The sequence below is a fragment of the Streptomyces sp. NPDC049915 genome (genome assembly GCF_040656475.1).
Classification (GTDB): Bacteria; Actinomycetota; Actinomycetes; order Streptomycetales; family Streptomycetaceae; genus Streptomyces.
Genome location: NZ_JBFAMH010000014.1, coordinates 104,800 through 124,653, shown reverse-complemented (window position 1 = coordinate 124,653; position 19,854 = coordinate 104,800). Strand labels below are relative to the sequence as shown.

General features: G+C 72.5%; 19 protein-coding genes and 1 tRNA gene. 5 read left to right on the top strand and 15 right to left on the bottom strand.

Going from position 1 to position 19,854, the window contains the following annotated elements; translation table 11 throughout:
• Positions 1–7 precede the first annotated feature (7 nt).
• From AB0J12_RS24025 to AB0J12_RS24010, 4 genes are all read right to left on the bottom strand, one after another.
• On the bottom strand, positions 8–649 hold the full coding sequence (locus AB0J12_RS24025) for a PadR family transcriptional regulator (RefSeq protein ID WP_363266427.1): 642 nt from the start codon (positions 647–649) through the stop codon (positions 8–10).
• Between the two features lie 69 nt (positions 650–718).
• Positions 719–1,273: a DinB family protein gene (locus AB0J12_RS24020; RefSeq protein ID WP_363266426.1), complete on the bottom strand. Its 555-nt coding sequence runs from the start codon at positions 1,271–1,273 to the stop codon at positions 719–721.
• 116 nt (positions 1,274–1,389) lie between these two features.
• Complete coding sequence (locus AB0J12_RS24015) at positions 1,390–2,850, bottom strand: aldehyde dehydrogenase family protein (protein WP_363266425.1); 1,461 nt, start codon at positions 2,848–2,850, stop codon at positions 1,390–1,392.
• Positions 2,851–2,937: 87 nt separating this feature from the next.
• Entirely contained in the window at positions 2,938–3,798 is an 861-nt protein-coding gene (locus AB0J12_RS24010; protein ID WP_363266424.1) for a helix-turn-helix transcriptional regulator, read from the bottom strand.
• A 307-nt stretch (positions 3,799–4,105) separates the two neighbouring features.
• Between AB0J12_RS24010 and AB0J12_RS24005 the strand changes: the two genes are divergently transcribed.
• Entirely contained in the window at positions 4,106–4,600 is a 495-nt protein-coding gene (locus AB0J12_RS24005; protein ID WP_363266423.1) for an ATP-binding protein, read from the top strand.
• A gap of 80 nt (positions 4,601–4,680) precedes the next feature.
• On the opposite strand, the gene AB0J12_RS24000 is transcribed toward AB0J12_RS24005, so the two are convergent.
• The 4 genes from AB0J12_RS24000 to AB0J12_RS23985 form a co-directional block, all read right to left on the bottom strand.
• Entirely contained in the window at positions 4,681–4,950 is a 270-nt protein-coding gene (locus tag AB0J12_RS24000; protein ID WP_363266422.1) for a DUF397 domain-containing protein, read from the bottom strand.
• Between the two features lie 146 nt (positions 4,951–5,096).
• Entirely contained in the window at positions 5,097–5,555 is a 459-nt protein-coding gene (locus AB0J12_RS23995) for an SRPBCC domain-containing protein (protein WP_363266421.1), read from the bottom strand.
• Positions 5,556–5,586: 31 nt separating this feature from the next.
• The gene (locus tag AB0J12_RS23990; protein WP_363266420.1) at positions 5,587–5,940 is read right to left on the bottom strand and encodes a metalloregulator ArsR/SmtB family transcription factor; all 354 of its coding nucleotides are present in this window, start codon (positions 5,938–5,940) and stop codon (positions 5,587–5,589) included.
• 7 nt (positions 5,941–5,947) lie between these two features.
• Positions 5,948–6,322: a VOC family protein gene (locus AB0J12_RS23985; RefSeq protein WP_363266419.1), complete on the bottom strand. Its 375-nt coding sequence runs from the start codon at positions 6,320–6,322 to the stop codon at positions 5,948–5,950.
• A 181-nt stretch (positions 6,323–6,503) separates the two neighbouring features.
• Here AB0J12_RS23985 and AB0J12_RS23980 point away from each other — a divergent pair, with 181 nt between their 5' ends.
• Entirely contained in the window at positions 6,504–6,989 is a 486-nt protein-coding gene (locus AB0J12_RS23980) for a hypothetical protein (RefSeq protein ID WP_363266418.1), read from the top strand.
• A gap of 61 nt (positions 6,990–7,050) precedes the next feature.
• A complete protein-coding gene (locus AB0J12_RS23975; RefSeq protein WP_363266417.1) occupies positions 7,051–7,587 on the top strand; it encodes a DUF4232 domain-containing protein in 537 nt (178 codons plus the stop codon).
• Between the two features lie 135 nt (positions 7,588–7,722).
• On the opposite strand, the gene AB0J12_RS23970 is transcribed toward AB0J12_RS23975, so the two are convergent.
• Positions 7,723–8,814: a DUF2786 domain-containing protein gene (locus AB0J12_RS23970; RefSeq protein ID WP_363266416.1), complete on the bottom strand. Its 1,092-nt coding sequence runs from the start codon at positions 8,812–8,814 to the stop codon at positions 7,723–7,725.
• A 129-nt stretch (positions 8,815–8,943) separates the two neighbouring features.
• Between AB0J12_RS23970 and AB0J12_RS23965 the strand changes: the two genes are divergently transcribed.
• Both AB0J12_RS23965 and AB0J12_RS23960 read left to right on the top strand, forming a co-directional pair.
• Complete coding sequence (locus tag AB0J12_RS23965) at positions 8,944–9,672, top strand: Clp protease N-terminal domain-containing protein (protein WP_363266415.1); 729 nt, start codon at positions 8,944–8,946, stop codon at positions 9,670–9,672.
• Between the two features lie 83 nt (positions 9,673–9,755).
• Complete coding sequence (locus tag AB0J12_RS23960) at positions 9,756–11,432, top strand: bifunctional 3'-5' exonuclease/DNA polymerase (RefSeq protein ID WP_363266413.1); 1,677 nt, start codon at positions 9,756–9,758, stop codon at positions 11,430–11,432.
• Between the two features lie 272 nt (positions 11,433–11,704).
• Here AB0J12_RS23960 and AB0J12_RS23955 read toward each other — a convergent pair whose 3' ends face one another.
• From AB0J12_RS23955 to tmk, 6 genes are all read right to left on the bottom strand, one after another.
• Complete coding sequence (locus tag AB0J12_RS23955; RefSeq protein ID WP_363266412.1) at positions 11,705–12,598, bottom strand: glycosyltransferase; 894 nt, start codon at positions 12,596–12,598, stop codon at positions 11,705–11,707.
• A gap of 206 nt (positions 12,599–12,804) precedes the next feature.
• Positions 12,805–13,062: a hypothetical protein gene (locus AB0J12_RS23950; protein WP_363266411.1), complete on the bottom strand. Its 258-nt coding sequence runs from the start codon at positions 13,060–13,062 to the stop codon at positions 12,805–12,807.
• Positions 13,063–13,352: 290 nt separating this feature from the next.
• Positions 13,353–13,429: transfer RNA gene (locus AB0J12_RS23945), tRNA-Thr, on the bottom strand.
• A 107-nt stretch (positions 13,430–13,536) separates the two neighbouring features.
• Positions 13,537–15,126, bottom strand: a complete 1,590-nt coding sequence (locus AB0J12_RS23940) for an alpha/beta hydrolase (RefSeq protein ID WP_363266410.1) — start codon at positions 15,124–15,126, stop codon at positions 13,537–13,539.
• A 120-nt stretch (positions 15,127–15,246) separates the two neighbouring features.
• Positions 15,247–16,452: a DNA polymerase III subunit delta' gene (locus AB0J12_RS23935; protein WP_363266409.1), complete on the bottom strand. Its 1,206-nt coding sequence runs from the start codon at positions 16,450–16,452 to the stop codon at positions 15,247–15,249.
• 177 nt (positions 16,453–16,629) lie between these two features.
• Positions 16,630–19,830 carry a dTMP kinase gene (gene tmk / locus AB0J12_RS23930; protein WP_363266408.1) on the bottom strand — a complete coding sequence of 1,067 codons (3,201 nt, stop codon included), beginning with the start codon at positions 19,828–19,830 and terminating at the stop codon, positions 16,630–16,632.
• Positions 19,831–19,854: the final 24 nt, after the last annotated feature.

Below are 19,854 nucleotides of genomic sequence, written 5' to 3'. Positions count from 1 at the left end.
ATTGCCCCTAGTGCACGTCCCCCGGGTGCCGCTCCCCCGTCGCGTACGGGTTCTCCTGGCCCTCGGCGAGGACGCCGACGAACGGTTCGCCCTCACCGGCGAAGGTGTAGGCGCCGGCCTCGATGCGTTCGATCAGACCCCGCGTCCAGGCCGCCTCGCCGTCCGCAGTGTGCACCCACATGTTCATGATCTCGCCGATGTGGCCGAACTGCTGTGGTCCGTCCTCGGGGATGTAGTGCTCGGTGACGGTGTCCCGCCACGCGTCCAGCCGCCGCAGGCGCTCGCGCAGCAGCGCCACCACCTCCGCGCGCTCCAGGTCGACCATGAACCCGATCGCCGCGGAGAGCAGGTCGACGCCGCGGTCCCGGGCGACGAGCGCCTCCCTCAGCAGCGTGAGGTACTCCCGCGTGCCCCGCTCGGTGATCTCGTACTCCGTACGCGGCGGACCGCCGGCCGTGGACGGCGCCGTCTCGTGCGCGTGCAGCAGTCCCTGCTTCGCCATCTGCTTCAGCGCGTGGTAGATCGACCCCGGCTTGGCGTGGGACCACTCGTGCGCGCCCCAGTACTCCAGGTCGCCGCGCACCTGGTACCCATGGGCCCGCCCGTGCTGCCGGACGGCGCCCAGCACGAGCAGCCGGATGGTTGACATGGGGTCCAGGTTATGGCCGTACCCTCTCCCGGCCCGCCCCGGACCCCCGCTCACCCGGGTCCCCTCCCCCTACCCGGCGCTGCCCTGACCCGCCTGGTCCAGCGCCACCAGCTCGAAGGCGGTCTTGCCGTCCAGGGACTCGCGGATGATGTCCGCGTGGCCGGCGTGGCGAGCCGTCTCGCGGATCAGGTGCAGGCACAGCCAGCGCAGCGACACGCGCTCGTCCGGCGGGAACCACGGGTCGTTCGGCAGCGGGAAGGTGTCGTCCAGGCTGGGCGCCGAGCGGATGTAGGCCTCCGTCTCGGCGGCGACCTCCTCCCAGTACGCCAGCTGCTGCGCGAGCGTCTCGTTCTCGGCGAGCCGGAAGCACTCGTGCCAGTTCGACTCGTCGCGCTTGACCGCCGGCGGCTCGCCCTTGGCCCGGGCCACCCAGGTCTGCTCGACCTCGACGACGTGCTTGAGCAGGCCGGACAGTGACAGCTCGCTCGCGCTCGGCCGGCTCGCGGCCTGTTCCTCGGTGAGACCGAGCACGGCGCGGCGGATGCCGCCCCGCTGCTCCTCGATGAAGGACAGCAGCGCCCCCCGCTCGTCGCCCAGCGCTTCGGCTCGCACGTGAGTGACCATGACCGGCCGCCTTTCGTCCGTCGTCCGCCGGGCTCCCTGCCCGACACCGAAGACGTTACGGGCCCTTGCGGTCAACCTCTGTCCGCAAGGGTCCGACGACTCGCATCGGGCCCGCGTCAGAAGGGGAACCGGCTGCGCCCGTGCTGCACCGAGATCCACTTCAGCGTCGTGAACGCCTCCAGCGTCGACTCGCCGTTCAGCCGCCCGGCCCCGGAGTGCTTCTCGCCGCCGAAGGGGACGATCGGCTCGTCGTGCACGGTGCCGTCGTTCACATGGAACATCCCGGTGTCGATCTGCCGTGCGAAACGCACGCCCCGCTCGACGTCGGCGGTGAACACGGCGCCGCTCAGCCCGTACGGGGTGTCGTTGACGAGCCGTACCGCCTCCTCCTCGCCGTCGAAGGGGATGACGAAGGCGACCGGGCCGAAGACCTCCTGCCGCAGCAGCGGCGAGTCGGCGGGAACCCCGGTCAGCACGGCCGGCTCGACCAGCGTGTCCGTCGTGGCGCCGCGCACCAGCGCGGTCGCGCCCTCGGCGAGGGCCTGCTCGATCACCCCGGAGACGTCCTCCGCCTGCCGGGAGTCGATCAGCGGCCCGATGACGGTCGCCGGATCGCTCGGGTCACCGGCCTTGAGCCCGGCGACCCGCTCGGCGAACTTCGCGGAGAACTCCTGTGTCACGGACCGGTCGACCAGCAGCCGGTTGGCGGCCATGCAGACCTGCCCCTGGTGCACGAACCGGCTGAAGACGGCCGCGTCGACGGCGTAGTCGACGTCGGCGTCGTCCAGGACCACCAGCGCGCTGTTGCCGCCCAGTTCGAGCACCACGCGCTTGAAGTGGGAGGCGCAGACGGTGGCCACGTGCCGGCCGACCTGGTCGGAGCCCGTGAAGGAGATGACCTTCGGTACCGGGTGCTCCAGGAACGCGTCACCGATCTCCGCTATGTCGGTGACGACGACGTTGAGCACCCCCGCGGGCAGCCCGGCGTCCTCGAACAGCTTGGCTATCAGGGTGCCGCCGACCACGGGTGTGTTCTGGTGCGGCTTGAGCACGACGGCGTTGCCCAGCGCCAGCGCCGGGGCGACCGACTTCAGCGACAGCAGGAAGGGCACGTTGAAGGGGCTGATGACGCCGACCACCCCGACCGGCACCCGGTAGACGCGGTTCTCCTTGCCGTCGATCGGTGACGGAACGATCCGCCCCTCGGGGCTGAGCGCCACATGAGCCGCCTCGCGCAGGAACTCCTTGGCCAGGTGCAGCTCGAAGGCCGCCTTGCCCCGGGTGCTGCCCAGCTCGGCGATCATCGCCTCGGTGATCTCGGCCTCGCGCTCCTCGACGAGACGCAGCACCTTCTCGAACACCGTCCGCCGGGCGAAGGGGTTGGTGGCCGCCCACTGCTTCTGGGCACGCTCGGCGGCGCGGTAGGCCGCGTCGACCTCATCGACCGTGGCGATCGTGATCGAGGCCAGCTTGTCGTTGTCGTACGGATTGAAGTCGATGATGTCCCAGGAGCCGGTGCCCGGGCGCCACTCACCGTCGATGTACTGCTGCGCCAGGTCGGAGAAGTACGGCGACATGCGATCCCCCTGAATCCCTGCCTGCCGGGGCAGGCGAGTCGGCCTCGCTCACCTCACGGTCTGATGGCACGTCATCGTACTTGTGCATCAAGAGAGTTGAAGGAGGCCCCGCAAAAGGTCACGGGTCTCGGACGGCCCGGGGCTGTCCTGCTGCAACTCCTTGAGCGCCTGCTCGTACTGGGCGACGTCCTCCGGCTTGTCCAGGTACAGCGCGCTGGTGAGCTGCTCGATGAACACCACGTCCGACAGGTCGGACTCCGGGAACCTGAGGACGGTGAACGCGCCGGACTCGCCGGAGTGCCCGCCGAAGCTGAAGGGCATGACCTGCAGCCGGATGTTGGGCCGCTCGGACATGTGGATCAGGTGCTGCAGCTGCTCGCGCATCACCGCGCGGTCGCCGTACGGCCGGCGCAGGGCGGCCTCGTCGAGGATGACGTGGAACTCGGGGGCGTTCTCGGCGACGAGGTACTTCTGCCGCTCCAGCCGCAGTTCCACCCGCTTGTCGACGTCGGCCTCGCTCGCACCCTTCATCCCACGCCGCACCACGGCACGCGCGTACGCCTCGGTCTGCAGCAGGCCGTGCACGAACTGCACCTCGTACGTGCGGATCAGGGACGCGGCGCCCTCGAGGCCGACGTAGGTGGGGAACCAGCTCGGCAGGACGTCGGAGTAACTGTGCCACCAGCCCGCCACGTTGGCCTCGCGGGCCAGGTTGACCAGGGCCGTGCGCTCCGCTTCGTCCGTGATGCCGTAGAGCGTCAGCAAGTCCTCCACGTCCCTCGTCTTGAAGCTCACCCGGCCCAGTTCCATCCGGCTGATCTTCGACTCGGAGGCACGGATCGAGTACCCCGCCTGCTCGCGCGTGATCCCGCGTGCCTCGCGCAGCCGCCTGAGTTGCGAGCCGAGCAGCATGCGCCGCACCACTGATCCAGGCTCTCCCGCACTCATGTCCGCTGCCTCCCTACCCTCTCCCGGGGCCGCAGTCTGCCACTAAAACACTTCGAGCAGTACTCGTCCGATTACACAGACGGAAATGACTCCTGCCGCACTCGTGCGACTTCTGGCCATCAAGGGGTAAGGGACATGCGGAAGTTGGGGGGAAGAAGGCAGAAAAAATAGCCAACAAGCGGCACGTGGGCATCCATTTCGGTCACGTGCACGTGCATCTGCCCTTGCATCTGGTCTGCGCATCCGAAACCATGGTCCCGCGCCACCGCTGCATCGCAACGACCGCGAACTCCCGGGAGTGCCTCGCATGGGGACGAATGGATCGACCATGCTCCAGCCGTTACGGCAGGGCCTTCCGCCGCTGGATCCCGCAGCCGTCTCCAACGCCGCCTCCTGTTCCCTGCCCGCCCGTTACGAAGCCGTCCGCGAGGCGCGCCGGTTCACCCGCCACACCCTGGACCAGTGGGAGCTGGGCGACCGCTTCGACGACGTGTGCCTGGTCGTCTCCGAACTCGTCACCAACGCGCTGCGGCACGCCACCCCGGCCGGCGGCGGGCCGGCCGGCGATCCGCCGCCGTCCGTGCGGCTGCACCTGATGCGCTGGAGTGAGCGACTGGTGTGCGCCGTGCGCGACGCGAGCAAGGACGGCCCGGTGGCGCGCGAGGCCGACGACTTCGCGGCGGAGTCCGGCCGCGGGCTGTTCCTCGTCGAGTCCTTCAGCGACAGCTGGGGCTGGCACCCGCTGACAGGCGCCCTGGGGGGCAAGGTCGTCTGGGCCCTGTTCCGGCTGCCCGCCTCGTGACACCACCCGGCGCTCTTCGACGCCGGGTTTCTACGCGCGTCAAGCAAGCGCTGTCATACAGGGCATGCGTAAATCCGTGATCATCCGCCGACGAGATGGTCGAACTCCCCGTCCTTGACGCCGAGCAGCATGGCCTCGATCTCCGCTCGCGTGTAGACGAGCGCGGGCCCGTCGGGGAACCGCGAGTTGCGCACGGCCACGTCCCCGCCGGGCAGCCGCGCGAACTCCACGCACGATCCCTGGGAGTTGCTGTGCCGGCTCTTCTGCCAGGACGCCCCGTGCAGGCGCGTGGCGGCGATGCCGTTGTACACGCCGGACACGTTTCCAGCGTCGTACACGTCGTGGTCCACAGTCGCTCCCCGGTGGTGCACTGGCTGACAGGGCCATTGATGCAGTGGTCAACTGATCCGGATCATAACCCCGTTCACGTGCGGATGCGTGAGCAGATGCACGTGCACGCCGGGTGTTCCCCTGGTTACAGCTTTTGACGAGCGCTTTACGAGAACCGTTCCAGCGCCTGCCCCAGAGCAGGCAGAACATGCGCGGCCCAGCCACCACTCATGATGCGCCGGGCCATCAACTGCGCCGGGTCGTCCGGATCGAAGCCCTCGTGCACCAGAAAGAGACGCGTTCCGCGGCCCTCCTGTTCCAGCCGCCAGGTGATCGTCCAGTCGGCGGGGTTGGCGGGATCGGCGTCCTGCCACCGCACGGCCAGCATCCGCTCGACCTCGAAGGCCAGGACCTCCGCCTCGACGACACCGGAGAACCCGGTGTTCGGCCGCGGCACGGAGGTCATCCGGTACCGGTGACCGACCGCGAGCCGGAAGTCCCCGGAGCCGGGCATCTGCCACTGCGCGACCAGCGCCGGCTCGGTCAGCGCACGCCAGACCTTGGCGGGCGGATGCGGAAAGAACTGGTCGACGCGGACAGTGGTGAGATCGTCGTCGGTGCTCATGAAGGGCCAGCGGTGAGATCGTCGTCGGTGCTCATGAAGGGCCATCGTCGGGCATGCGGTCGAGCAGATCCCCGAGGCCCTTCAGCTGTTCGCGCCAGAACCGCTCGTACGGATGGAGCCACTCCTGCACCTCGGCGAGCGGCACCGCCCGCAGCCGGTAGACGCGCTGCCTCCCGGATCGCTGCTCGGCGACAAGTCCGGCGTCCCGGAGCACCTTCAGATGCTCCGACAGACTCGGCCGGCGCATGTCGAAGTGATCGGCGAGCGCCTGCACGGGCTGCGGCCCGCCCTCACGCAGCAACCGCAGCACCTCACGGCGCGTGGCGTTGGCGAGCGCGGCGAAGACACGGTCCTCGGTCGCGGTGTCGCCGGCCCCGGTGGTCATAACGGCTTCAGAAGCCTTCCTTCTCCGTCAACAGCATCAGACCGTTGCCGTCGGGATCGGCGAAGGAGGCCATACGGCCCCACGGCTGCTCCTCCGGCCCCCGCACCGCGACACCCGCCCCGGCGAGCCGGGCACAGTCGGCGTCGACATCGGTCGTGACCAACATGATCCCCCGCGCCGACCCCGCCTCGAAATCGCCCATCCCCGGCCCCGCCAACGTGAACACGGTCTGCGCCCCCACCGGCGCAACCTGCAGCCAGCGTCCCGCGGGCATCCGCAGATCGGCGACGACCTCGAAGCCGAGCACATCCCGGTAGAACCGCAGGGCCCGGTCCTGGTCGGCGACGGGGAGAGTGACGAAGGAGGCGTGACTGATGCTCATACCCAGGACGATACGTAGGCATTTCCCTACGCGTCAACCGTAGGGTTCTTCCTACGCATCACATCTGGCCTCCCTTTACGCCGCACCGCAGGCGCTGCCTGAGCGACCGCCACGCAATCCGTACCCGAACGTCCGCCCCCAGGTCTGGCAAGCCTTCCGTACCCGTTGGTAGCGTGCCCCGGTGACTTCCCCGACCCCCGCAGGCCGCCGACGCCTCACGATCGCGGCCGCAGCCCTCACCGCCGCCCTGACCCTCGCCGCGTGCAGCGGCGGCAGTGGCAGCGACGACAACGGGAAGAAGACACCGCCCGCGAGCACCCCACAGCCCTCGGCGAGCACGGGTGCAGGCACCTCGCAGCCCACCGGCACCTTGCAGGGCAACTGGCTGACCACCACCAACGGCAAGGCAGTCGTCTTGGTCCTCACCGACAAGCAGGCCGCCCTCTTCACCACCGGCGGCAGCGTGTGCAGCGGCCCGATCCAGGACCGCACGATCCGGCTCACCTGCAAGGGCGCCGCCACCGGCCACACCACGGGCCACATCGATTCCGTGGACAAGACCACCATGAAGGTCACCTGGGTGGGTGACGTCGGCACGGAGACGTACACCCGCTCCGAGAACGGCGGAATGCCCTCCCGCTTCCCGACGGCGGGCCTCGGCTCGTAGGACCGAGCCCCCGCATGCGCGATGATCCTGAGGCACTGTCTCGTTCTCAGGGGATTCACACATGCGCGCCATGCCGATCACCGTCACCGCCCTCGCGGCAGCCCTCCTCCTCACCGCCTGCGACAGCGGCACCGACAGCAACGCCAAGGCGGGCAGCGGCGACGCCAAGGCCGCGAAGAGCACCGCCTGCCGCCTCGACGGCGTGGGCGCCGAGGTCGGCCCCGTCAGCACCGCGCCGGCCGCCGGCGACACCGGCACCGTCACCGTCACGCTGACCAACACGGGTTCCGACTGCACCCTCGAGGGCTTCCCGAAGGTCGTCCTGCAGGCCGGGGAAACGAAGGCGGACGTCCCCGCGGACCAGGCGGCGCAGAGCCAGAAGCTCTCGCTGACCAAGGACGCGACGACGTCCTTCACGATCACCTACACGCGCGCGGCGGCAGCGGCCGGCACGCAGAGCCTGGCCGTGAAGACGGCAACGTTCGCCCTGCCCGGCACACAGGACACACACGACTTCCCGTGGTCGTACGGCGAGGTCGCACTCAAGGGCAGCACCCCGGACGCCACGGTGAGCGGCTTCGAGCAGACGGGCGACTGACGCCGGCGCCACCCCCGCGGTGTCACGGCGCCGGTGACCCCCCGGCCACTGGCCTCGTGACGCCGCCACCCCGCCGCACCGCCGCACCGCAAAGCCCCACCGCACCGCAGAGCGACGACACCGCGCCGCGGAGCGTCACGGCAACCGAGGCCGCTCCCCCACCCGCGCCCGATCCGCCGCGCGGGAGCCCTCGGTCCAGCCCGCCGCGTCACTCACCCCGCGCAGCCGGGTGGAAACGGTCTCGGGGAACATCCGGTCGGCCGCGGCGCCGACGGCGACCTCGCGGGAGGCGAGCACCGGCAGCAGGTCGTCGCTCACCTGCGTCTCCGCGGCGGCCGCGAGCCGCCCGCCTATCCGATGCGCGTACGCGGCGAGGAACGACTGCCGGAAACTCTTCGTCCGCTTGCGCCCGCCCTTGCGCTGCGCGGCCTCCGCCGTGGCCAGCGCGGACTGCGCCTGCACCAGCAGCGAGGTGTAGAGCAGCTCGACGGCCTCCAGATCGGCCTCGAAACCGACCACGGTGGAGAAGCTCAGCGCCTCGTTCCACACCGCGCGGCAGTGGTTGGCAGTGGCGACCGCGTCGAGCAGGACCGCCTTGGCCTGCTCGTACGGCGGCTCGACACCGATCCGGCAGGCACCGGGCGCGTCGGGGGCGGGCGCCTGCGCGTCGAGCAGCGCCTCATCGACGCTGTGCCGGGCCATCAGCTCCTGCGCCTTGGCCGTGAGCGCCTCGGCCTCCTCCGGGTAGCCGGTCGCCTCCGCCTTGGCGAGCAGCGCGCGGATCCGGCCCAGCATCCGGGAGTCGGAGCCGCGCGGCCGGCGCGGTTCCTCCAGGGGCTCCAGCCCGGGCAGGCGGACCAGCAGCCGGTACAGCTCGAGGACGGCGGTGGCGTGGGTGAACCGGTCCGCGCGCACCGGCGCCGTACCCGGCAGCTCCTCGATCTGCGCCCGCCAGCGCGCGCTGCGGGGCCTGTCGTCGGGCACCTGAGCCCGTACGAGATCGGCGGCCAGCCGCACGTGTACGTCGTCCAGTTCGCGCCGTACGATCCGCACCAGGTCGGCGGGCTGCCAGCCACGCCGCCAGAGCACCGCGACGAACTCCCGCCCGCGCCGCTCGACGTCGGCGTCGGCCGCCGGGTCGGCGGCCAGCAGGGAGGCACCGGTGTCCAGGGCGGTCACACCGGTGTCGTACAGGGCGGCCTCGAAGGCACGGTCGGCAGTGCTCACCCGACGATCGTGACACGGGGCACTGACAACGCGAGGACCGGTTTCCCTCCGTGCCGGAGCCCGCCCACCCCCACCGCCATCCGTCAACCAAGGGTTGACGCTCATGGTCCGTCAACCTACGGTTGACACATGTCGAAGAATCCCGCGCTGACGACAGCCGTACGCCTCGACGACCTCATCGCGGCCATCAAGAAGGTCCACGAAGAACCCCTCGAACAACTCCAGGACGCGGTGATCGCGGCGGAGCACCTCGACGAGGTGGCCGACCACCTGATCGGCCACTTCGTCGACCAGGCCCGCCGCTCGGGCGCCTCCTGGACCGACATCGGCAAGAGCATGGGCGTCACCCGGCAGGCGGCACAGAAGCGGTTCGTGCCCAAGGAGTCGGCCGACATCGACCCCAGCCAGGGCTTCAGCCGCTACACCCCGCGCGCCCGCAACGTCGTCGTGGCCTCCCACAACGAGGCCAAGGCGGCACACAGCGCCGAGAGCGTCCCCGAGCACCTGGTCCTCGGCCTGCTCACCGAAGCGGAAGGGCTCGCCGCGAAGGCGATCACCGCCCAGGGCGTCACCCTCGACGCGGTCCGCGAGGCCGCGCGGGCGGCGCTTCCGCCGGCCGTGGAGGACGCGCCCGACCTGGTGCCGTACAGCTCCTCGGCGAAGAAGGTTCTGGAGCTGACGTTCCGTGAGGCGCTGCGCCTCGGCCACAACTACGTCGGCACCGAACACATCCTGCTGGCCCTGCTGGAGCACGAGAACGGCGAGGGCGTCCTCAGCGGACTGGGCCTCGGCAAGCCCGCCACCGAACGGCACATCGCGGAGTTCCTCTCCTCCGTGCAGGCGGACCGGCAGGACTGACCGCAGGCCCGCCGCGAAGTCCCTGCGTCAGGCGTCCGCCCAGCTCAGAGCCCTTTGTCAGACCCCTCTGCCAGACTCGCGACATGGCCGACCGCTGGGCACTCGCTCCGGCCGAGGACGGTGGCGTGGACGTCGCCCCCCTCGGCCCGGACGGGCTGCCCGCCGGTCCCGTCCAGCGGGAGGAGGACCCGGCGCGAGCCGTGCGCAGCAGGCCGCACGTCACGCGCTGGGTGTGGCGGTCCACCGCCGAGGTCTATCCGCGTCTGCTCGCCACGGGGGTGCGAGTCGAGCGGTGCTACGACGTCGAGGACGCCGAGACCCTCCTGCTGGGCCACGAGGGGCGCTCCGGCGAACGTTCGGCGGCCGCCGCGCTGGCCCGTCTGCGCGGCGGCCCCGTACCGCCGGATCCGCCCCAGCGGTCCGCCGAGCCGGGCGCCCAGTCCCCGCTCTTCGAACCGCAGGGCACCCGCCTGCCGCTGACCGACCTCCTCGAGGTCTACGCCGAGCAGCAGCGCCGGCACGCGCGCGCCGAACACCCCGACCGGATGCGGCTGCTGACGGCCGCCGAGTCGGCGGGGATGCTGGTGGCCGCCGAGATGAACCACGCAGGTCTCCCCTGGCGGGCGGACGTGCACCGCGCGATGCTGCACGACCTGCTCGGCGAGCGGTACGCGGGCGGGGGCGAGCCGCGCCGCCTGGCCGAGCTCGCGGACGAGGTCTCCGCGGCCTTCGGGCGCCGGGTCCGCCCCGACCTGCCCGCCGATGTGGTCAAGGCGTTCGCGCAGGCCGGGATCAAGGTCAAATCGACCCGGCGCTGGGAGATCGAGTCCGTGGACCACCCGGCGGTGAAGCCCCTGCTGGAGTACAAGAAGCTGTACCGCATCTGGGTCGCCCACGGCTGGTCCTGGCTGCAGGACTGGGTGCGCGAAGGCCGGTTCCGGCCGGAGTTCCTCGCGGGCGGCACGGTCACCGGACGCTGGGTCACCAACGGCGGGGGCGCGCTGCAGATCCCCCGCGTGATCCGGCGGGCGGTGGTCGCCGACCCCGGCTGGCGGCTCGTCGTCGCGGACGCCGACCAGATGGAGCCGCGGGTGCTGGCGGCGATCTCCCGCGACCCCGGGCTGATGGAGGTGGCCGGCCGGGAGAGCGACCTGTACCAGGAGGTGTCCGACCGCGCCTTCGCCGGTGACCGCGCCCAGGCCAAGCTCGCCGTGCTCGGCGCGGTGTACGGCCAGACCTCCGGCGACGGCCTGAAGAACCTGGCCGCCCTGCGCCGCCGCTTCCCGAAGGCGGTGGCATACGTGGACGAGGCCGCCCGGGCCGGTGAGGAGGGCCGCCTGGTGCGCACTTGGCTGGGCCGGACCTGCCCGCCGGCGGCCGGCGCGGCCGACGACGCGGGCGAGGGCATCCCGGCCGCGGAGGACGACTCCGGGGAGCGGACCTGGGTGCCGGGTTACGCATCCACCGACGCCCGCGCCCGCGGCCGCTTCGCCCGCAACTTCGTGGTGCAGGGCAGCGCCGCCGACTGGGCCCTGCTGCTGCTCGCCGGCCTGCGGCAGCGGAGCGCGGGCATGGCGGCCGAGCTGGTCTTCTTCCAGCACGACGAGGTGATCGTGCACTGCCCCGAGCAGGAGGCCGCGACGGTCGTCACGGCGATCCGGGAGGCGGCCGACCTGGCGGGCCGGCTGACGTTCGGTGAGACGCCGGTGCGGTTCCCGTTCACGACGGCGGTGGTGGAGTGCTACGCCGACGCGAAGTGACCGCCGCCGTCCGGCCGGGAGCGGGCGCCGCTCACCCGGCCGAAAAGCACCGGCTGTCGATCGGCCGGTTTTTATGTGATCATGACATTCGATTCCGGCCCGACGGTGCGCGCGGTGCACATCGTGCACGCGCTGCTCGGGGGAGTGCCGCCGCCGCGGCCGGATTCGGGGACACACGGGGACCCTGGCCGTCAGAGGTGAACGACCTGGGTCCTCGTCCCCACGCTCCGCCCCTCCTCGCCGCCGATCGCCGGGGCTCTTCGGCCGGCGGCTCAGATCACGGGGGGCCGCCCCAGCCGGGTCAGCCGCCACACCGTGCGCCAGCGCATCGGGCGCCGCTCACCGGCCGGTTCACGCAGGCCCTCGGCGAATCCTCCGAACCAGGCCCGCAGTCCGGCCGCCGACCGGGTACGCAGCAGGGTGACGGCGATCCACACCCCGAGGTGGACGGGGATGAGCGGCAGCGGCAGCCGGCGCCGTACGAGCCATACGCGGTTGCGGGCGGTGACGCGGTGGTAGATGGCGTGCCGGGCGGGCGAGGTCTTCGGGTGCCTCAGCAGCAGCTCGGGCGCGTAGAGGATCTTCCAGCCGGCGTCGGCGGCCCGCCAGGCCAGGTCGGTCTCCTCGTGGGCGAAGAAGAACTCCGCGGGCCAGTCGCCGATCCGGTCCAGCATGGCCATCCGGAAGGCGTGCCCGCCGCCCAGGAACCCGGTGACGTACCCGCCCCGCAGCGGATCGGCGTTGCCCGCCCGCGGCACGTGCCGACGCTGGGTCTCCCCGTTCTCGTCGGCGATGCGGAACCCGACGATGCCGAGCCGCGCGTCATCGGCGAACAGCTCCGCCACGCGGCGCAGCACGTCCGCGTCGACGAGCAGCCCGTCGTCGTCGAGTTCGACGACGACGTCGACGTCACCGAACTCGCGCAGCCGGGCCAGGGCGACGTTGCGGCCGCCGGGGCAGCCGAGGTTCTCCTCCGTCTCGACGACGGTGACCTCGCCGGGCAGCGACAGCCGGCGGGCGAACTCCGGCAGCCGGCAGCCGTTGCCGACGATCACGACGCGAGCGGGCGCGAGATCCTGCTTGGCCACGGACTCCAGCAGGGCGTCGACCTCGGCGGGCCGGTTCCCCATGGTCACCACGGAGACCGCGATCCTCGGCTCCACCAACGCCCCTCACCCCATCCGGCCGTCGACCGCGCCCACGTCCTCGCCGCGCGGGCCGTCGTTCACCAAGATGTTGCCTCAGAGCCGGGGGTTGTCCGGCAACCGATGCACTTTGCGCCCTCTTTACGCCGTTTTCCTCACAGCGGCCGAACGCCCGCCGGGCAGGGGCCGGGGGGACAGGGCCGGAGGACACCGCCGCCGGACGGCGGTCAGGCGGCCCCGAGTTCCCTCAGGTCGACGTGTCCCGCCCGGAAGTCCGGCGAGTTCATCTCGACGTCCATACGGCCCGCGTCGACGGTCTCCACCTTCCAGAGCCTGCCCGCGATCTCGACGGTGCCGCCCTCGCGCACATCGTCGTAGAAGGCGAGCTGCCCCTTGCCGACCGCGGTCACGCTGATCGACGCCCGGGCAGGACCGGCCTCGATGTCGGTGACCACCGCGCCCATGCCCGGTCCGTTGTCGGGCACGTGCCAGCGCAGCCGCCAGTGCCCGTCGTGCGTCGTCGGCCACTTGTCCGCCTGCCCCCTGGTTCGCGCCCTTGTGGTCCGCCGTGGTGAGGACCACGCGGTAGGTACAGATCTGGGCGACCGCGAAGGACCGACGCCCCCACCCACCGCACGCGGGACGCTCACCGCACTCTGACCGACCCCGGCGATCACCACGCCACCCCGGGCGTCCCGGCGGTGACGCGCTCAGCGGGACACCGCGCACAAACAACGAAACCCCAGGTCAGCGAAGATCTGACCTGGGGTTTCAGTGGAGCCGCTTTCGGGATTCGAACCCGAGACCTACGCATTACGAGTGCGTTGCTCTGGCCATCTGAGCTAAAGCGGCGCGCTGCCCGCACCATGGTGCGATCGGCAACGACGGTAAGTCTACACAGTTTCCGAGGGTGCTTCGTACCGGCCCCGGAGCAGGGGTCCCGGGGCCGGTGACACGGGCTACGAGCAGCGTTTTCCGGCGGCCGGGGGGGTGTCGCGCAGCAGGTAGGCGTCGATCGCGGAGTCGATGCAGGAGCTGCCGCGGCCGTAGGCGGTGTGGCCGTCGCCGACGTAGGTGAGCAGGCGGGCCGAGGACAGCTGGCCGGCCAGGGACTGGGCCCAGCGGTAGGGGGTCGCCGGGTCGCGGGTGGTGCCGACGACCACGATCGGGGCGGCGCCCCTGGCCTCGATGCGCTGCGGTTCGCCCGTTGCCTTCACGGGCCAGTACGCGCAGTTCAGGGACGACCAGGCGAGGCCCGCGCCGAAGACCGGGGACGCCTTCTCGAAGGCGGGCAGGGCCTTGGCCACCTCCTGCGGGCCGTCGAAGGCGGGCGGCAGGTCCAGGCAGTTCACGGCGGCGTTGGCGAAAATCAGGTTCGCGTAGCGGCCGCCGGAGTCGCGCTCGTAGTAGCTGTCGGCGAGGGACAGCAGTCCTGCGCCGTCGTTCTGCTTCATCGCCGAGGTGAGCGCCTCACGCAGCTGCTCCCAGGCCGCCTCGTCGTACATCGCCGCGATCACGCCGGTCGTGGCGAGCGCCTCGCCGAGCTTGCGGCCGTCGGCGTCACCGGCCGGAATGGGGTGCGCGTCGAGCTTGCGGAAGAAGGCCTTCAGGTTGTCGCCGACGCGCTGCGGCGTGGTGTGCGGACCGCCGAGCGGGCAGTCGGCGTGCTTCACGCAGTCCTTCGCGAAGGACTGGAACGCCGTCTCGAAGCCCGCCGTCTGGTCCAGGTTCATCCGGCGCGCGGGCAGAGAGGGGTCCATCGCGCCGTCCAGCACCAATCGCCCCACCCGGTCCGGGAACAGCCCGGCGTACGTCGCCCCCAGGAACGTCCCGTACGACGCCCCCACGTAGTTCAGCTTCCGGTCGCCCAGCGCCGCCCGCACGATGTCCATGTCCCGCGCCGCCTCCACCGTGGAGACGTGCCGCAGCAGCTTCGCCGAGCGCGCGCCGCAGCCCTCGGCGAACTTCTTGTAGGCATCGACCAGGTCGTCGGTCTCCTCCTGGTCGTCGGGGGTGACGTCGGTCTGTGTGTACGCGTCCATCTGGCGCCCGTCGAGGCAGGTGACGGGCTCGCTGCGGGCCACGCCGCGCGGGTCGACGGCGACCATGTCGTAGCGGGCGCGGACCTCGGCCGGGTAGCCGACGCCGGCGTACTCCTGGAGGTAGCCGACCGCCGAGCCGCCGGGGCCGCCGGGGTTGACCAGCAGCGACCCGAGCGGCTGGCCCGGCCCGGTGGCCTTCTTGCGGGCCACCGCGAGCCGTACGTCCCCGGCGCCCGGCCGGGCGTAGTCGAGCGGGGCCTTCAGCGTGGCGCACTGGAAGCCGGGGACACCGCAGGAGCGCCAGCTGGGTTTCTGGCCGTAGTACGAGGCCAGAGCCGACGGCGTGGCATGCGGCAGCGGGGCCAGAGCCACCTGGGCCGCCTGGGCCGCCGTCGCACTGCGGGTGGCCGTCGAACCACCGTCGGAGCAGCCGGAGACGAGCACCGCCGCAGCGGCCAGAAGGCCGGCGGCGGCGCGGGACCTGCGGAGAGTGCGCCTTGTGTGCATTCGGCGAGCGTAACGCTGCGCGACCGGCCGAGCGCGCTGCGTGCTCCACGTGACCCGTACGAGTTACGACCCGCGCCGGAGCCCGGCGCGGGTCGCCGCGCTGTGCCCCTCGCCGTCGGCTCAGCCCGCTCTGAGAGCCATCGTCATCGCCTCCACCGCCAGCAGCGGCGCCACATTGCGGTCGAGTGCCTCGCGGCACGCGGCGATGGCCTCCAGGCGACGCAGGGTGGACTCGGGCGTGCCCGCGCGGGCGAGGCGCTCAAGGGCGTCCTCGGCGTCGGCGTTGGCGATGGCCACGCGCGAGCCGAGCTGGAGGGCGAGGACGTCACGGTAGAAGCCGGTGAGGTCGGTCAGGGCGAGGTCCAGGCTGTCGCGCTGGGTCCGGGTGCGGCGCCGTTTCTGCTTGTCCTCCAGGTCCTTCATCACGCCCGCCGTGCCGCGCGGCATCCGACCGCCCTGCGACGCGCCGAGCGCCGCCTTCAGCTCCTCGGTCTCCTTGGCGTCGAGCTCCTCGGCGAGCGCCTTGGCGTCCTCGGCGGCGGCGTCGACGAGCTCCTGGGCCGCCCTGAGGGCACTGCCGACGTCCTCGACACGCAGCGGCAGCTTCAGCACGGCGGCCCGGCGCTCCCGCGCGGCCGGGTCGGTGGCCAGACGGCGGGCCCGGTCGACGTGCCCCTGCGTGGCGGAGGCGGCGGCGGCCGCGACGTCCGGCTCGACGCCCTCCCGCCGGACCAGCATGTCGGCGACGGCGGCGACCGACGGCGTGCTCAGGTTCAGGTGACGGCAGCGGGAGCGGATCGTGGGCAGGACGTCCTCGATCGAGGGGGCGCACAGCAGCCACACGGTGCGCGGGGCGGGCTCCTCCACTGCCTTGAGGACGGCGTTGGCCGACTTCTCGTTCAGCCGCTCGGCGTCCTCGACGAGGATGACCTGCCAGCGGCCGTTCGCCGGTGAGGTGAACGACTTGCGGACCGTGTCCCGCATGTCCTCGGCGAGGATCTGCGTGCCGACGGCGGCGACGGTCGTGACGTCGGCGTGCGTGCCGATGAGCGCGGTGTGGCAGCCGTCGCAGAAGCCGCAGCCGGGGACGCCGCCCAGCGCGCGGTCGGGGCTGACGCACTGCAGTGCGGCGGCGAAGGACCGCGCCGCCTGGATGTGCCCGGCGCCGGGCGGTCCCGTGAACAGCCAGGCGTGCGTCATCTTCGACGCCTGGGGCGCCGGCCGGCCGGTCGCGATCGCGGTCACCAGGGCATCGGCGTCCCGGGCGGCGGCGGCGAGCTGCTCGCTCACCCGCTCCTGCCCGACCAGGTCGTCCCACACGGCCATGGGTCACCCCGCCCTTTCGTCCTGCGTCACTTGCGGGATCCATTGTGCGGGGGCCCACTGACAACCCACGCCGCCGGTCCCGCCGGGGGCGCAGCGCCCTCGGCTGCCCGGCCCGGCAGGGCCCCGTGGCGCCGGTTCACCGACACCGTCCGGGGCTCGCGCCGCCCACGGCCGGTTTCAGCGCCCCCGGCCCCGGCCACGCCGGCGGCGGTCCTCGCCGTGGTCCTCGTCGTCGTAGCGCGGGCCCAGCAGTTCGTCGGCCAGGGTCGGCAGGTCGTCCAGCGGGGTCTCCTCGGCCCAGTCGGAGCGGGGACGAGACGTGGGCGTACCGTCCGCGTCGAGCTGCGGGAGCTCACGCGTGCGGTCGTCGAGGCCGTCCGGGCGCGGAGCAGCCGGCTCGTCGCGGAAGTACCCCGGCGGCACCCGGTCCGCAGGGCCCTCATCCCGCACAGGCGGCAGGACGGCCGTCTCGTCGGCCGCACCCGGCGGGACCTGCGGCAGCACCGCCGTCTCGTCCGCCGCACCCGACGGCAGCGGCGGCTGCGGCAGCTCCGCCGTCACCTCGGCGTCGGAGGCCTGAGCGGGCTTCCCGGCGCGGTCACCGCCGGCTGCGCGGGCCGCGGAGTCGTCGGGCCGCTCCTCACGCACCGGACGCAGGACCGCCGTCTCCTCCAGGGGCCCGCCCGTCGCGTTGGTGGGCGTGACCACCGGCGTCGGCACGGTCGCCGCGTCCGGTGTCACCGCCGGCGGCGTCGGCCTGGGGCCGGCCTGGGCGGTCGCCGCGGCCTGTTCCGCCGCCCGGCGGGCCTCCTCGGCGCGCAGCAGGGCCTCCTCGGCCTTGCGCTGCTTCTCCACGCGCTGCCGTTCGGCGTCGGCGCGCAGCCGGGCCTCCTCCTCGGCCTGCTTGCGCCGCTGCTCCTCCTCGGCCTTGCGGCGGGCCTCCTCCTCGGCGCGGGCCTTCTCCTCGGCCAGCAGCCGGGCCTGCTCCTCCTCGGCACGGCGACGCGCTTCCTCGGCCCGCTGCCGGGCCTCCTCGGCCTGCCGCTCGGCCTCGCGCCGCTGGGCCTCCTCCAGCTCGCGCCGCTTGCGCTCCTCCTCCTCGGCGCGCAGCCGGGCGAGCTCCTCCTGGCGCTCGCGCTCCAGGCGCTCCTCCTCGGCCTTGCGGGCGGCCTCCTCCTCGGCCTTGCGCCGCGCCTCTTCCTCGGCCTTGCGCCGGGCCTCCTCCTGCGCCTTGATCTCGGCGTCGGACAGCGGCAGCACTTGGTCGAGCCGGTGCCTGATGACGGTCGTGACCGCCTCGGGCTCCTGACCGGCGTCGACCACCAGGTAGCGCCCGGGGTCGGCCGCGGCCAGCGTCAGGAAGCCGGAGCGCACGCGCGCGTGGAACTCCGCCGGCTCCGACTCCAGCCGGTCCGGCGCCTCCGTGAACCGCTCGCGCGCGGTCTCCGGCGCCACGTCCAGCAGCACGGTCAGATGCGGTACGAGGCCGTTGGTCGCCCAGCGGTTGATCCGGGCGATCTCCGTCGGGGAAAGGTCGCGGCCCGCGCCCTGGTAGGCCACGGAGGAGTCGATGTACCGGTCGGAGATGACGACCGCCCCGCGCTCCAGGGCGGGCCGCACGACCGTGTCGACGTGCTCGGCGCGGTCGGCGGCGTACAGCAGCGCCTCCGCGCGGTGCGACAGACCGGCCGACGACACGTCCAGCAGGATGGAGCGCAGCCGCTTGCCGACCGGCGTGGCGCCCGGCTCGCGCGTGACGACGACCTCGTGGCCCTTGCCGCGGATCCACTCGGCGAGCGCCTCGGCCTGTGTGGACTTGCCGGCCCCGTCGCCGCCCTCCAGGGCGATGAAGAAGCCGCCGGCGGCGGGCGACTGCACCGGGTCGTCACCGAGCAGCGCGTCCCGCAGGTCGTGCCGCAGGGGGACGCCCGCGCGGTCGTCGACCTTGGCGAGGACCAGCACGGCCACCGGCAGCAGCAGCGCGCCGACGAGCATCAGCGTGAACGCGGCGCCGCCGTGCGCGAAGACGAACTTGCCGTTCTCCAGGCGGTGCGGCCCGATCCCGGCGGCGACCAGGGGCGCCACCACGGCGGCGAGGGCGACCAGGACCCGGACCACGGCGTGCAGGTGCTCGGTGATGCGGGACCGGCGGTGGTCCTCGGCCTCCTGGTCGAGCAGGGTGTGCCCGGTGCTGGCGGCCACGCCCGCGCCGACACCGGCCAGGGCGACGAGCAGCAGGACGCTGGTGACGTCGGGGACGAGGCCTGCGGCGAGCAGGGCGATGCCGGTGAAGGCGATGGACAGCGACAGCAGCCGGCGCCGCGACAGCGACACCAGCACCTTCGGCGCCGTACGGATGCCGACCACGACGCCGCCGGTCAGCGCGGCGACGAGCAGGCCGTACAGGACCGGGCCACCGCCCAGGTCCTTGGCGTGCAGCACGCACACGGCGACGGCGGCGGAGATCGCCCCGGCGACGGCCGCGCAGGCGAACACCAGCAGCGGGATCGCGCCGGTGCGGCCCTTGTCGGCGCCGGTGCCGGTCTTCGGGCGGCGCAGGCCCTCCAGGGGCGACCGGGGGCGCGGGGTGCGCGTGGCAGGCAGCTCGAGGAGGGTCAGCACGGACAGGGAGGCGGCGAACAGGCCGGCCGCCAGGTAGGAGGCCAGAGCCGCCGTGTGCTGGTCGAACCAGTCGATGCCGGTGCCCAGCAGGTTGTTCAGCAGCGCGGCCAGGACCAGGGCTGCCGCACCGAGCGGGATCGAGACGAAACCGGTCCGCAGGGACAGACGGCGCAGGGCGTCCAGGTGGTCGGGGAGTGGCCGTACCGTGGCGCCCTCGGGCGGCGGGGCGGGCAGCAGCGCGGGGGCCGCGCTCTCCCGGCACACCGCCCACAGGCGCTCGGAGACCGAGGTGAGGAAAGCGGTGACGAGCAGGAGGGCGAGCGCGTTCCTCGGCGTCCAGTCGATCCACAGGGGCGCCACGATGAGCAGCGCCGCGCGCACGCCGTCCGCGCCGACCATGGTCCAGCGGCGGTCGAGCGGACCGTCCGGCGAGGTCAGGCTGGTCAGCGGGCCGAGCAGGATCGCGCCGCAGAGCAGGGTGGCCAGTATGCGCACCGCGAAGACGGTCGCCACCGCGAACGCCACGCCTCGGTAGCCGCCGCCGAAGGAGCCCTGGCCGATCGCCGCCTGCAGGGCGAGGAGGACCAGGACGAGCAGGGCAAGGACGTCTCCGACACCCCCCACCAACTGCGCGCTCCACAACCGCCTGAGCTGCGGATGGCGCAGCAGCGCACGGACGGCGCGCTCGCGGGAGTCCGCTACCAGGGCGTCGTCCGGATCCGGGTGGGGGGCCGTTGGCTGGTCGGCTCGCGTCATGCATTCAGACTATCGGGCGCCACC

Coding starts and splice junctions, on each gene's coding strand:
- AB0J12_RS23960 (WP_363266413.1), top strand. CDS start 9,756: ATGGCCGACCGCTGGGCACTCGCTCCGGCCGAGGACGGTGGCGTGGAC.
- AB0J12_RS23935 (WP_363266409.1), bottom strand. CDS start 16,452: ATGGCCGTGTGGGACGACCTGGTCGGGCAGGAGCGGGTGAGCGAGCAG.
- AB0J12_RS24010 (WP_363266424.1), bottom strand. CDS start 3,798: ATGAGTGCGGGAGAGCCTGGATCAGTGGTGCGGCGCATGCTGCTCGGC.
- tmk (WP_363266408.1), bottom strand. CDS start 19,830: ATGACGCGAGCCGACCAGCCAACGGCCCCCCACCCGGATCCGGACGAC.
- AB0J12_RS24025 (WP_363266427.1), bottom strand. CDS start 649: ATGTCAACCATCCGGCTGCTCGTGCTGGGCGCCGTCCGGCAGCACGGG.
- AB0J12_RS23940 (WP_363266410.1), bottom strand. CDS start 15,126: ATGCACACAAGGCGCACTCTCCGCAGGTCCCGCGCCGCCGCCGGCCTT.
- AB0J12_RS23965 (WP_363266415.1), top strand. CDS start 8,944: ATGTCGAAGAATCCCGCGCTGACGACAGCCGTACGCCTCGACGACCTC.
- AB0J12_RS23990 (WP_363266420.1), bottom strand. CDS start 5,940: ATGACCACCGGGGCCGGCGACACCGCGACCGAGGACCGTGTCTTCGCC.
- AB0J12_RS23985 (WP_363266419.1), bottom strand. CDS start 6,322: ATGAGCATCAGTCACGCCTCCTTCGTCACTCTCCCCGTCGCCGACCAG.
- AB0J12_RS24020 (WP_363266426.1), bottom strand. CDS start 1,273: ATGGTCACTCACGTGCGAGCCGAAGCGCTGGGCGACGAGCGGGGGGCG.
- AB0J12_RS23975 (WP_363266417.1), top strand. CDS start 7,051: ATGCGCGCCATGCCGATCACCGTCACCGCCCTCGCGGCAGCCCTCCTC.
- AB0J12_RS23995 (WP_363266421.1), bottom strand. CDS start 5,555: ATGAGCACCGACGACGATCTCACCACTGTCCGCGTCGACCAGTTCTTT.
- AB0J12_RS24015 (WP_363266425.1), bottom strand. CDS start 2,850: ATGTCGCCGTACTTCTCCGACCTGGCGCAGCAGTACATCGACGGTGAG.
- AB0J12_RS24005 (WP_363266423.1), top strand. CDS start 4,106: ATGGGGACGAATGGATCGACCATGCTCCAGCCGTTACGGCAGGGCCTT.